This window comes from Streptomyces sp. 2A115, assembly GCF_052245575.1.
GTDB lineage: Bacteria > Actinomycetota > Actinomycetes > Streptomycetales > Streptomycetaceae > Streptomyces.
Window position 1 is genome coordinate 270,086 of sequence record NZ_JBQQCG010000001.1, and the last position, 12,897, is coordinate 282,982.

The 12,897-nt window shown below is 68.6% G+C and carries 11 protein-coding genes; 7 read left to right on the forward strand and 4 right to left on the reverse strand.

Annotated elements, in window-relative coordinates; translation table 11 throughout:
* Positions 1-129: 129 nt before the first annotated feature.
* Positions 130-684: a methylated-DNA--[protein]-cysteine S-methyltransferase gene (locus ACTWQR_RS01205; RefSeq protein WP_443224934.1), complete on the reverse strand. Its 555-nt coding sequence runs from the start codon at positions 682-684 to the stop codon at positions 130-132.
* Positions 685-819: 135 nt separating this feature from the next.
* Positions 820-1,695, reverse strand: a complete 876-nt coding sequence (locus tag ACTWQR_RS01210) for a glycerophosphodiester phosphodiesterase (protein WP_443224935.1) — start codon at positions 1,693-1,695, stop codon at positions 820-822.
* 277 nt (positions 1,696-1,972) lie between these two features.
* Here ACTWQR_RS01210 and ACTWQR_RS01215 point away from each other — a divergent pair, with 277 nt between their 5' ends.
* The 6 genes from ACTWQR_RS01215 to ACTWQR_RS01240 all read left to right on the forward strand — a co-directional run bounded on the left by ACTWQR_RS01215 (position 1,973) and on the right by ACTWQR_RS01240 (position 9,578).
* Positions 1,973-2,836, forward strand: coding sequence for an MHYT domain-containing protein (locus ACTWQR_RS01215; RefSeq protein ID WP_443224936.1), 864 nt, complete (start codon positions 1,973-1,975; stop codon positions 2,834-2,836).
* Between the two features lie 40 nt (positions 2,837-2,876).
* Entirely contained in the window at positions 2,877-5,015 is a 2,139-nt protein-coding gene (gene uvrB / locus ACTWQR_RS01220; RefSeq protein WP_443224937.1) for an excinuclease ABC subunit UvrB, read from the forward strand.
* Between the two features lie 139 nt (positions 5,016-5,154).
* Positions 5,155-5,733: a TerD family protein gene (locus ACTWQR_RS01225; RefSeq protein WP_443224938.1), complete on the forward strand. Its 579-nt coding sequence runs from the start codon at positions 5,155-5,157 to the stop codon at positions 5,731-5,733.
* A gap of 59 nt (positions 5,734-5,792) precedes the next feature.
* Entirely contained in the window at positions 5,793-7,847 is a 2,055-nt protein-coding gene (locus ACTWQR_RS01230; RefSeq protein ID WP_443224939.1) for a TerD family protein, read from the forward strand.
* Positions 7,848-8,133: 286 nt separating this feature from the next.
* A complete protein-coding gene (locus ACTWQR_RS01235; RefSeq protein ID WP_443224940.1) occupies positions 8,134-9,147 on the forward strand; it encodes a TerC/Alx family metal homeostasis membrane protein in 1,014 nt (337 codons plus the stop codon).
* Positions 9,148-9,275: 128 nt separating this feature from the next.
* Positions 9,276-9,578 carry a hypothetical protein gene (locus ACTWQR_RS01240; protein WP_443224941.1) on the forward strand — a complete coding sequence of 101 codons (303 nt, stop codon included), beginning with the start codon at positions 9,276-9,278 and terminating at the stop codon, positions 9,576-9,578.
* 153 nt (positions 9,579-9,731) lie between these two features.
* On the opposite strand, the gene ACTWQR_RS01245 is transcribed toward ACTWQR_RS01240, so the two are convergent.
* Both ACTWQR_RS01245 and ACTWQR_RS01250 read right to left on the reverse strand, forming a co-directional pair.
* Positions 9,732-11,003 carry an MFS transporter gene (locus ACTWQR_RS01245; protein WP_443224942.1) on the reverse strand — a complete coding sequence of 424 codons (1,272 nt, stop codon included), beginning with the start codon at positions 11,001-11,003 and terminating at the stop codon, positions 9,732-9,734.
* Between the two features lie 93 nt (positions 11,004-11,096).
* Positions 11,097-12,140: a S66 family peptidase gene (locus ACTWQR_RS01250; RefSeq protein WP_443224943.1), complete on the reverse strand. Its 1,044-nt coding sequence runs from the start codon at positions 12,138-12,140 to the stop codon at positions 11,097-11,099.
* 102 nt (positions 12,141-12,242) lie between these two features.
* On the opposite strand from ACTWQR_RS01250, the gene aroQ reads away from it, so the two are divergent.
* Positions 12,243-12,716: a type II 3-dehydroquinate dehydratase gene (aroQ, locus tag ACTWQR_RS01255; RefSeq protein WP_443224944.1), complete on the forward strand. Its 474-nt coding sequence runs from the start codon at positions 12,243-12,245 to the stop codon at positions 12,714-12,716.
* Positions 12,717-12,897 lie beyond the last annotated feature (181 nt).

Genomic DNA, 12,897 nt, shown 5'->3' on the forward strand with positions numbered 1-12,897 from the left:
TCATCCTTCTCAGGACACCCTCACGACAACAACCACTCCCGAGGCCGAGTGCCTTCACGAGCCCCTTCAACAGTCGCTCAGAACCTGCCTCTCAGAACAACATGCGTCCTTCAAAAGAACATGCGTCCTTCAGAACAACGGCTCCGGCAGCACTCCTTCCAGCGCCAGCAGCTTCCGCTTGGTCTCCAGGCCGCCCCCGAACCCGCCGATGCCGCCGTCACTCTCCACGACCCGGTGGCAGGGCACGACTACCGGCAGCGGATTGGCCCCCATGGCCATGCCTACCGCCTGGGCCGCGCCCGGCTGACCGACCCGCCGGGCCAGATCGCCGTACCCCACCACGGTCCCGAACGGAACGCCGGACGCCAGCACGCGCAGCACCTGGCGGTTGAACCCGGAGATCAGGGACCAGTCCAGCGGCAACTCGAAGTCACGGCGCTCACCCGCGAAGTACGCCGCGACCTGCCGTATCGCCTCGGCCAGCAGAGGGGACTCGGGTGCCTCGACAGGCTCGGTGCCGAGCCGGGACCCGAGCCGCTCGAGCGCCTTGTCGCGCACCGCGTCCGTGACGTGGAAGACGACGCTGACCAGGCCCTCGCCGGTCGCGGCCAGCAACAGCGGACCGATGGAGCTGTCGACGACGGCCCACACCACCTGCTGCTCGTTCTGCCCATGGCTGTTCATGCGATCCACCGTACGGCGCACCACTGACAACGCCGGTGGCCCGGACGCTCACGAGCGTCCGGGCCACCGGCGACGGGCCTGCCATGAGGGCCTCAGCCCTCGTTCCCGGTCCTTTGTTCTCAGCCTTCGTGATTCTCAGCCCTCGTTCAGCGCCTCCCGGACCACGTCGGGCCTGTTCGTGATGACGCCGTCCACGCCGAAGTCCGCGACGCGCCGCGTGCCGTCCGCGGTGTCGACGGTCCAGGTGAAGATCTCCAGCGGATTTCCGTGCGCTCCGTCGAGGGCATGGATCGCGGCGACGTAGTCGGCGGAGATGGACGTGTGGGTCGAGTTGATCTGATCGGCGAACTGGGCGTACACGGGCAGCTCGGCGACCGGCGGCGTGCCCAGGAAGCCCGTCTTGATGTCGGGCCGCAGCGCGTGCACGGTCCGGACGCTGTCCGCGCTGAAGCTCTGGATGACCAGCTTGCTCCGCACGTGGGCCGGCCCCAGCCAGCCTTCGTTGCTGAGGGCCTTGAGGGTCTCCCGTTCGATGCCCGGGTAGAGCGCGGGGTTCTTGATCTCCAGGACGAGCTTCTGGTGGTTGCGCGAGACCCGGTTCATGTACTGCTTCAGCGTCGGCACGCGCGCGCCCGTGAACCTGGGGCTGAACCAGCTGCCGGCGTCGAGGCGCGCGATCTCCGCGGCGGTGAAGTCCTTCACCTTCCAGGGGGCCCGCCCGGGGAAGACCTCCTCCACATCGGTCGTGCGCGTCAGGCTGTCGTCGTGGATCACCACGAGTTCGCCGTCCTTGGTGCGCTGGACGTCGTTCTCGACCCAGCGGAATCCGAGGTCGGCCGCTTTGTCGATGGCGGCAATCGTGTTCTCCGGGGCATGGGCCGAGGCACCACGATGGGCGATGACCAGGGGTTGGTCGGTGCTCGCATCAGCGTGAGCGGTGGAGGCGGGGAGAACGAGGGCGGCGGCTCCCAGGAGCGCGGTGGTCGTTGCGGTGGCAGCGCGCGCGTGCATGCGTACTCCTTGCGTCTGTGGTCACGGACCGTCCCAGAGTGACAGCAGAGGGTCAACAGCAGGGAGGTGCAAGATGGCCACAAATTGAATGGAGTTGCCGGAGTCCGCTCACCTGTGCCGCACAACTGCGGCAAGGGCGTGATTCTTTGCCGGAAAATCGTTCGAGCGTTCCGACGCGAGTCATACTCTCTGCGTCAACCCCGGCCGCCGCGGCGGTCCTGGGACAGGGGCATTTCACGGAATTCCGGGACGCAACAGGGCGGAAGGGCAACCGCGCATGCAGGGCACGGTCGACGGTTTCAGCTACGGACTGGTCACGCCGCTGGTGGCGTACCTGATGGCTTGCCTCGGCGGAGCGCTGGGCCTGCGCTGCACCACGAGATCGATGCTTGTCACCCGCTCCTGGCGGTCAGGCTGGCTCGCGCTCGGCTCGGCGGCGATCGGCTCCGGCATATGGACCATGCACTTCATCGCGATGATGGGATTTTCCGTCGACGAGACACCGATCCACTACGACAAGCCGACGACGTTCGCGAGCCTGGGCGTCGCGATCGTCATGGTCGGCATCGGGATCTTCATCGTCGGCTACAAGGGAGCCTCCGGAACGGCCCTTTTCACCGGCGGCACCATCACAGGCCTCGGCATCGCCTCCATGCACTACCTGGGCATGGCCGGTATGCGACTCAACGGGAACCTCGAGTACAACACCTTCACAGTCGCCGCCTCGGTCGTCATAGCAGTCGTCGCCGCGATCGCGGCCCTATGGGCGGCGGGACAAGTCCGGGGCTTCCTGTGGAGCGTGGGCGCGAGCCTGGTCATGGGCCTCGCCGTCAGCGGCATGCACTACACGGGCATGGCCGCCCTCAGCGTCCATCTGCACGGCGCGGCCAGCGATCCCGCCGGGGAGTCGCCCGCTGCCCTGCTGGCGCCCCTGATGGTCGGCCCTCTCGCCTTCCTGCTCCTCGCTGGTGTCGTGGTGACGTTCGACCCGCTGATGGTCATGGGCAAGCCCGGCTGGAACGCTGCCGAGCAGAAGCCGGGCATCCCGGCCCACATGGTCCGCCACACCGGCCGCCGGCCCGCGGCCGGCCTGCGCCAGCGCTCCAAGCACCCCGGTTCTCGCACTCCGCAGAACTGGTGACCCGACGCCATTGTCAGTGCGGGGTCGTACGGTGGATTCCATGCGGCCCGTATCCAAGATCGAACGCACGGTGGCGCCTTTCGAGGTCGTCAGCCCCTACCAGCCCAGCGGCGACCAGCCCGCTGCCATCGCCGAGCTTGAGCGGCGTATCCGCGCAGGTGAGAAGGACGTAGTCCTCCTCGGCGCGACCGGCACCGGCAAGTCCGCGACCACCGCGTGGATGATCGAGAAGCTCCAGCGCCCCACCCTGGTGATGGCGCCGAACAAGACACTGGCCGCCCAGCTGGCCAACGAGTTCCGCGAGCTGCTGCCGAACAACGCGGTCGAGTACTTCGTCTCGTACTACGACTACTACCAGCCCGAGGCCTACGTCCCCCAGTCGGACACCTACATCGAAAAGGACTCCTCGATCAACGAGGAGGTGGAGCGACTGCGCCACTCCGCCACCAACTCGCTGCTCACGCGCCGCGACGTCATCGTGGTCGCCTCGGTCTCCTGCATCTACGGCCTGGGTACGCCTCAGGAGTACGTGGACCGCATGGTCGCCCTCAAGGTCGGCGACGAGATCGACCGGGACGACCTGCTGCGCCGATTCGTCGATATCCAGTACACGCGCAACGACGTGGCCTTCGCGCGGGGCACCTTCCGGGTCCGCGGCGACACGATCGAGATCTTCCCGGTCTACGAGGAACTGGCCGTTCGTATCGAGATGTTCGGCGACGAGATCGAGGCCCTCTCCACGCTGCACCCGCTCACCGGTGAGGTCATCAGCGACGACGAGCACCTCTACGTGTTCCCGGCGTCCCACTACGTGGCGGGCCCCGAGCGCATGGAGCGAGCCGTCAACGACATCGAGAAGGAGCTGGGGGAGCGCCTTGCGGAGCTTGAGAAGCAGGGTAAGCTCCTGGAGGCCCAGCGGCTGCGGATGCGCACGACCTACGACCTCGAGATGCTCCGCCAGATCGGCTCCTGCTCCGGCGTGGAGAACTACTCGATGCACTTCGACGGCCGCGAGCCCGGTACCGCGCCCCACACCCTCATCGACTACTTCCCAGAGGACTTCCTGCTCGTCATTGACGAGTCTCACGTCACGGTGCCGCAGATCGGCGCCATGTACGAGGGGGACGCCTCCCGAAAGCGCACCCTCGTAGACCATGGCTTCCGGCTGCCCTCCGCCCTGGACAACCGCCCCTTGAAGTGGGAGGAGTTCCAGGAGCGCATCGGCCAAGCCGTCTATCTGTCGGCGACGCCGGGCAAGTACGAGCTCTCGCGCGGGGACGGCTTCGTCGAGCAGATCATCCGCCCTACTGGCCTCATCGACCCCGAGGTCGTCGTCAAGCCCACCGAAGGGCAGATCGACGACCTGGTTCACGAGATCCGCAAGCGCACGGAGAAGGACGAGCGCGTCCTGGTCACCACGCTCACCAAGAAGATGGCCGAGGACCTCACCGACTACTTCCTCGAACTGGGCATCCAGGTCCGCTACCTGCACAGCGACGTCGACACCCTGCGCCGTGTCGAGCTGCTGCGCGAGCTGCGCGCCGGCGAGTTCGACGTCCTCGTCGGCATCAACCTCCTGAGGGAAGGCCTCGACCTGCCCGAGGTCTCCCTGGTGTCGATCCTCGACGCCGACAAGGAAGGTTTCCTGCGCTCTGGTACGTCCCTGATCCAGACCATCGGCCGCGCGGCGCGCAACGTCTCCGGTCAGGTCCACATGTACGCCGACAAGATCACCCCGGCGATGGAGAAGGCCATCGAGGAGACCAACCGCCGCCGGGAGAAGCAGGTCGCGTACAACAAGGAGAGGGGCCTCGACCCGCAGCCCCTCCGCAAGAAGATCAATGACATCGTCTCGCAGATCGCCCGCGAGGACGTCGACACGGAACAGCTGCTCGGCTCGGGCTACCGTCAGTCGAAGGACGGCAAGGGCGCCAAGGCCCCGGTGCCCGCGCTCGGCTCGAAGGCAGCGAAGGGAGCCAAGTCCGCCAAGGGCAAGGCCAAGGAGACCGTGCCGACCGACCGCCCCGCGGCGGAACTCGCCGGGCAGATCCAGGAGATGACGGAGCGGATGCGGGCGGCCGCCGCGGACCTGCAGTTCGAGATCGCCGCCCGTCTGCGTGACGAGGTCTCGGAGATGAAGAAGGAGCTGCGGCAGATGAAGGAGGCAGGCATCGCCTGACTCGCGGGTGGCGCGCTGTGTTGCAAGACCGACACAAAGTGTGCACCAGGGTTCGGCGCTGTCAGTGGCCCTGCGTAGGGTTGCTGGTCAACCGCAGGATTCTGCGGCAACAGGGGACGGTTCGAGAGGGGAACAGCGCGTGACGGTCAACATGACCAAGGGTCAGGCCATCAATCTGCAGAAGAATGACGGAGGCACGCTGACCGCGGTGCGCATGGGGCTCGGCTGGCAGGCGGCTCCGCGACGTGGCCTGTTCGGCTCTCGCACCCGGGAGATCGACCTCGATGCCTCCGCCGTGCTGTTCGCGGACAAGCAGCCGGTCGACGTGGTGTTCTTCCGTCACCTCGTCAGTGACGACGGCTCCGTGCGGCATACCGGTGACAACCTCGTCGGCGGTGTGGGCCAGGGCGGCGACGACGAGGCGATCCTCGTCGACCTCGCGCGCATTCCGGTCCACATCGACCAGATCGTCTTCACCGTGAACTCCTTCACGGGCCAGACGTTCCAGGAGGTGCAGGACGCGTTCTGCCGCCTGGTCGACGAGACCAACGGCCAGGAGCTGGCCCGCTACACCCTGGCCGGCGGCGGCCAGTACACGGCGCAGATCATGGCGAAGGTCCACCGCGCGGGCACAGGCTGGCAGATGACCGCCATCGGTACGCCGGCCAACGGCCGCACCTTCCAGGACCTGATGCCGACGATCCTGCCGCACCTGTAGGCAGCCTGGCGCGGGGAGCACGAATACAGGCGCATGAGTACATAGGGGGAACGAAGGCGATGACGGCTGAGCTGGTCCGGGGGCAGAACCACCCTCTCGCCCAGGCCCGACTTGAGATCCGTGTGTCGGCAGGCAAGCCGATCGTGGCCGGGGCCACGCTCAGCGACGAACACGGCACGGTGCACGGTGTCGAGTGGGTGGCCCACCCGGGCTCACCCACTCTGCCCGGTCTCGAGGTCTCCAAGCAGGCGGCGGCGGACCACCGCCTCGCCTGCGACCTGGACGCGCTGCCAGAGTCCGTGCACCGGGTCAGTGTGCTCCTCGCGCTGCCGTCAGGGGCCGGTGGGCCGGTCCGGTTCGGCGCCGTCGCCGCGCCCTTCGTCGCCGTGACCGGACTCGACGGCTCCGAGGTCGCCAGCTACACGATCACGGGCCTCGACGCCGAGTCGGCCGTCGTCGCACTCGAGCTCTACCGCAGGCAGGGCGCCTGGAAGGTGCGGGCCGTCGGTCAGGGGTACGCGGGCGGCCTCGCCGAACTCCTCGCCGACCAGGGCCTGCCCCAGGCCCACCAGCTCGCGGGCAGCATCAACGAGGCGGTCGCCAAGGGCCTGGCGCGTGCGGTGGCCGCACCTCCGCCGCGTACGGCCGACGGCGACCGCTCGCGACAGGCCGCGGCACCCGCGCTCGGCCAGGACCAGGGCGGGTCCGGGCCCACGTCCCAGGGCGTCTCCGGCCACGTACCACCGCCGCACCACGGACATCCGAGCGGACAGGCGGGAGCCACAGCGTCCGGCGCTCCTGAGCACGCGGCGCCGCAGGTTGGCCATCCCGGGGGGCCCGCGCAGGCGGACCCGTCCGCCGTCACGCAGCCCGCCGTGGCCGGAGCCGGCGATTCCGTCAACTACAGCCACCCGGGCCGACAGGCGGCCGCGCCTCCGTCGCCCCCGCCGACCGCGCCCCCGGCCCAGCCGGGACAGCCCGCGCAGCCCGTGGCGGGCGACGCGACCGGCTGGTCCATGGAGGAGCGGCTCTACAACCAGGTGTGGGGCATGTTCGAGGACCTGGCCCGCGCCACGGCCGCGTACCGCAGCGCCGTCGACTTCGCCGAGTCGCGCATGGAGCAGGAGCTCGACAGGGCCCTGTCCGACCCGCGCAGCCGCATCGGCGGACAGGGCGACGCCGCACGCGAGGCGGCCCGCGCCAAGCACGCCCAGCTGGTCGACCGGGCCAGGGAGGCGCTCGACCGCGACCTCGCCCAGCTCACCGCCGAGGCCGAGGTCGTCGAGCCCGCGCTGCCGCCCGCGTTCGCACGCTGGGACAACCCGGTCTGGCACGGCTACCGGGTGCCGATGGAGATTCCCATGGCCCTGCGTCTGGGGGATCTCCAGCTGCCCGAGAGCGACGGCCTGAGCATTCCGATGCTGGTGCGGCTGCCGCTGGAGCGTGGTCTGTGGATCGACAGCGGCCGCGCCGGATCCCTCGACGACTCGCTCGCCGACTCCGACGAGCTGCGCCGCCTCGCCATGGATTCGGCGGTGGCGCACGCCGCCCGGCTGCTCGCCGTCTACCCGGCGGGCGAGTACACGGTGCAGGTGATCGACCCGGCCGGTTCAGGGGCCTCGTCGCTCGCGCCGCTCGCGAGTACCGGCGTGCTCGGCGGCCCGCCCGCCGTCGGCGCCGCAGGGGTGAACGACATGCTTGCCCGGCTCACCCAGCGTGTCGACCTGGTGCAGATGGCGATCCGCGGCGGCGTGGCCGACTCGCTGCCGGCCGACCTCGACACGGCAGAGCAGCTGCTGATCGTCAATGACTTCCCGCACGGCTTCGACGACCGTGCCGTGACCCAGCTGCGCTATCTCGCGGACGAGGGCCCGGCCGTGGGAGTCCACCTCATGCTGGTTGCCGACCGGGAGGACGCCGCCGCCTACGGACCGCTGCTCGACCCGCTGTGGCGCTCGCTGCTCAGGCTCACCCCGGTGCCCGATGACCACCTCGCCGACCCGTGGGTGGGGCACGCGTGGACATACGACCCCTCGCGCGTACCGCCCGGCAGCCAGGTGCTCCAGCACGTCCTCACCCAGGTCGCGGCAGCCCGGCGCTCCTGGAACCGCTGAGGGCTCCCGCGCACTCTCCCAAGGATTCGCCAAGTCGCCTGACCAGGGCATTTGGCCTTTCTTTTACCAATCTCTTTACCTTTCCTTGGTGATTGGGTACTGTCCTCCGTACGGAGGGGAGTACTCCCTACCTGCTGCGGCGTACCCGTCAATACGGATCCGGCCAGATCCCGGGGCGTCGGCCCGAAGCGCACTGGACGCATCACGCGCCCCAGACGCCCAGGGTGGAAGAGACCTCCGGTAGCGACGACGCTGAAATCTGCCGTTACGTACTGCCGGAGGCGCAGTGAATGTTTCCCTGACCCTGTGGGTCCTGACCATCGTGGGCCTTGCCGCCCTCATCGCCGTCGACTTCTTCATCGGCCGTAAGCCGCACGACGTATCGATCAAGGAAGCCGGAATCTGGACGGTCGTCTGGATCGTCCTGGCCGGACTGTTCGGACTCGGACTGCTCATATTCGGCGGAGGACAGCCCTCCGGCGAGTTCTTCGCGGGCTTCATCACCGAGAAATCGCTGAGCGTCGACAACCTCTTCGTCTTCGTCCTGATCATGGCGAAGTTCGCGGTGCCCACGCAGTACCAGCAGCGGGTGCTGCTCATCGGTGTGCTGATAGCCCTCGTCCTGCGCGCGATCTTCATCGCAGCGGGCGCCGCCATCCTCGCGAGCTTCGCGTGGGTCTTCTACATCTTCGGCGCGTTCCTCATCTACACCGCCTGGAAGCTGATCCAGGAGGCCCGGGCCGACGAGGAGGACGAGGACTGGGACGAGAACCGGCTGCTCAAGGCCGCCGAGCGCCGCTTCGGTGTCGCCGACCGCTACCACGGCACCAAGCTGTGGATCCAGCAGAACGGCAAGCGCGTCATGACGCCGATGCTGGTCGTCATGCTCGCGATCGGCACCACAGACGTGCTCTTCGCACTCGACTCGATCCCCGCGATCTTCGGTCTGACGCAGGACCCGTACATCGTCTTCACGGCCAACGCGTTCGCGCTGATGGGTCTGCGGCAGCTGTACTTCCTGATCGGCGGACTCCTCAGGAAGCTGGTCCACCTCAGCTACGGCCTGTCGGTGATCCTCGGCTTCATCGGCGTCAAGCTGGTGCTGCACGCGCTGCATGAGTCCGGTGTCCACGTCCCGGAGATCTCCATCCCGGTCTCCCTCGGAGTGATCTGCGCGGTGCTTGTCGTCACGACGATCACCAGCCTGATGGCCTCCAAGAAGCAGACGGCCGAAGAGGCCCGGAAGGCCGAAGGATCTCAGCAGGCCGAAGGGACTCAGAAGGACAGCATCGACGTCTGACCGCGTCGGACGTAGGAACAACCAGCACCGGGAGCGACGTTCGGCGAGTTGCCGACCACCGCTCCCGGTGCTTGCTTGTGTGCTGAGCGTTCCCCGGCCCGGGGGCGCCTGGCCGGGTGGAGGCACCCATGAAGTTCGTGCAGATCATCGACTTCGAGACCGAGCGCATGGACGAGATGCGGGAGTTGGTCCGGGAGCGCGAGAAGCGCGCCGCGGGCAACAGCGGCGGCCCCACACACCGCCTTGTCCTGCAGGACCGGAACACACCCAACCGCTTGCTGGTCGTGTTGGAGTTCGAGTCGTACGAGGACGCCATGCGCAACAGCAACGACCCCGAGACGACCAGGATGGCGGAGCAGCTGGCCGCGATGTGTACCAGGCCGCCGTCGTTCACCGACTGTGATGTACGCGAGATGACCGAACTCAAGTAGCGTCGCGGCGCCGCAACGGGCATAACTCGGCCCGGTCGCCGCCGCCAGTGCATTTGAGGAGCAGGCGGTGATCCGCGGGCGACAGCACTCCGCACCCACCGCAGGGCGCGCGTAAGCGTTTACGCAAACGCATACGTGCGCCCATGCCGCACGTCACCCTGTAGCGGGTTCCGGCGCCGCAACCCGTACGGGCCGGGTCTCGGGCAGCAGTGCGAAGCAGCCCAGGCTGAGCAGCGCGACGCCCGTCAAATAGGCGGCCACGCCCCAGGGGACCCGCCCGCTCTGTTCGGCGACCGCCGTCGCCACGATCGGGGTGAGCGCGCCGCCGAGTACCCCGCCCAGGTTGTACCCCACCGCGGCACCCGTGCAGCGCACCCGTGGCTCGTACAGCTCCGGCAGATACGCGGCGATCACGGCGAACATCGTGACGAACGCGATCAGCGCCACCAGGAAGCCGAGGAACATCAGCAGCGGTTCGCCGGTCGACAGCAGCGCGATCATCGGGAACATCCACAGCGCGGAGCCCGCACAGCCCGCCAGGCACAGCGGTCGCCGCCCGTAGCGGTCGCCGAGGTGGGCCGCCAGCGGGGTCAGAGCGCCTTTCACCAGGACGGCCGCCATGATGCAGGCCAGCATGACGGTACGGCTCACCCCGAGCCGCTCCGTCGCGTAGGCGAGGGACCAGGTCGTCACCGCGTAGAACACCGCGTATCCGACCGCGAGCGCTCCGGCCGTCAGCAGAACGAGCCGCCAGTGGTCGTGCACCACTTCCGCGAGCGGCACGCGCGCGTGCTCCCGCAGTTCGAGGAACTGCGGGCTCTCCGCGAGGGAGGAGCGCAGCCACAGCCCCGCCGCCGCCAGCACACCCGCCGCCCAGAACGGCACCCGCCAGCCCCAGGCGGCGAACTGCGCGTCGGAGAGTGTCGCCGACAGCATCAGCATCACACCGTTGGCGAGGACGAACCCCACAGCGGGACCGATCTGCGGGAAGCTCGACCACAGCCCGCGCCGCTCGGCCGGCGCGTGTTCCGCGGTCAGCAGCACCGCCCCGCCCCACTCACCGCCGAGCCCGAGTCCCTGCAGAAAACGCAGCACCAAGAGCAGCACGGGAGCGGCCGTACCGATGGTGTCGTACGTCGGTACGCAGCCGACCGCTACGGTCGCCGCACCGGTCAGCAACAAGGAGGCGACGAGAACGGGCCGCCGTCCGTGCCGGTCACCGATATGGCCGAACAGGACCGAGCCCAGCGGCCGTGCCACGAAGCCCACGCCGAAGGTCGCGAAAGCCGCCAGCGTCCCCGCGACCGGCGAGAACGTCGGGAAGAACAAGGGTCCGAGGACCAGTGCGGCGGCGGTCCCGTAGACGAAGAAGTCGTAGAACTCGATGGCTGTCCCGGCGAGCGAGGCGGCCGCGAGTCGCGGCATGGAAGGAGGCTTTACGGTGCGTGCACGATGCATGCCGCCTCAACTACCCACGGTCACCAAGAGTTACGGGGGCGCGCGGGAGCCCGGTCGGCTTCAATACGTCACCGTGATGCGCCGGGCAGAGCCGTCCACCCGAATGGCACCTCCATAGGGAATGACGATTTGCGGATCGGTGTGCCCGAGATCCACGTCGAAGACGATCGTGGTGTCAGGGGCGTAGGCCCGCATGGCGCGCAGCACGGCCGCACGCTGCTCCGCGGCATAACGGGCGCCCTTCTCCGGGCTGTTGGGGTGCTCGAACGACCAGGTCTTGGCGCGGCCCATCAGGAGCGCGGAGAAGCGCTGGAGCAGTCCGCGCTCGCCCATGTTCCGCAGGATGCGGAAGACTTCCTCACCGCTCGGCAGTTCCTCGGAGGTCTCCAGGAAGAGCACTCCGTCGTGGACGGAGAGGTCGCGCGGTATCTCACGGTCGGCCATCAGGAGCCAGGCGACGATCTCCAGACAGCCGCCCCAACTGCGCCCCTCCACCACCCGGTCCGGGTTGAACCAGGTCCACCCGTTGCCGGGCCGCGTCTCCGGTTCCGACTCGAACGTCGCCGGGTCCGCCCAGTCGCGGTCGACGTCGCGCCACCGCTCGGCGGGCCGCAGTTCGTACTCGCCCGAGGTGAAGAGCGCCGCCCGCATGGACTCGGCGGTCAGCGGGTGCATCGCGCCGGGGCGGCCCAGCTCGCTCATAACGGTCGCGCCGTGGTAGCCGACGATTCCGGCGCTGTGCAGATACGCGAGCAGGTTCGTGTTGTCGCTGTAGCCGAAGAACGGCTTCGGATTCGCGCGGATCAACTCCCTGTCCAGCAGCGGCAGCACGGTGATCTGGTCGTCGCCGCCGATGGCCGCGATGACCGCCCTGACGCTCGGGTCCGCGAACGCCGCATGGATGTCGGCGGCCCGTTCCTGAGGCGTCGAGCCCACCTTCCGGGTCGTCGAATACTCGACCGGTTCGAGCCCGTACTCCTTGCGCAGCCGCTCCAGCCCCAGCTCGTACGGGAGCGGAAGGAGGCCCGGCAGCGCGGTGGACGGCGAGATCACCGCTATCCGGTCGCCGGGCGCCGGCTTGGGAGGGTAGGCGGGCGTCGTCATGCCAGGAGGACAGGAGCCCTCGCCGCGTCCACGCACCGTGATAAACCGGGTCTGAACAGCGGTCCCGAACGGGCCGACCCAGCCGACCGGACCGGAGGAACGGTGCCCCGAACTCTCGCCAACGCCCCGATCATGATTCTCAACGGCCCCAACCTGAACCTCCTGGGCCAGCGGCAGCCGGAGATCTACGGTTCCGACACCCTCGCCGACGTCGAGGCGATGTGTGCCAAGGCGGCGGCCGCGCACGGCGGCACGGTGGACTTCCGCCAGTCCAACCACGAGGGCGAACTCGTCGACTGGATCCACGAGGCACGCCTCAACCACTCCGGGATCGTGATCAACCCGGGCGCCTACTCGCACACCTCCGTCGCGATCCTGGACGCGCTCAACACCTGTGACGGCCTGCCCGTGTTGGAAGTCCACATCTCCAACATCCACAAGCGCGAGGAGTTCCGGCACCACTCGTACGTCTCGCTCCGTGCCGACGGCGTGATCGCGGGCTGTGGTGTGCAGGGGTACGTGTTCGGGGTGGAACGGGTCGCGGCGCTGGCGGGGACGGGGCAGGGGAAGGCCTGACCAGCGCGGGCCGATGGGCCGGCCCGGGACGCCGGGAGGGGGTCCGGCGGCCGGCGCACGGCTCGGGCTCGCGACCGATTGTCAGTGGCGGGTGCCACCATCGACTCATGAACTCATTCCAGGATTTCCGAGCCCAGATTTTCCCGGCGCAGTGCCCCCCTGTCCCCAACCGTGGGCCTGC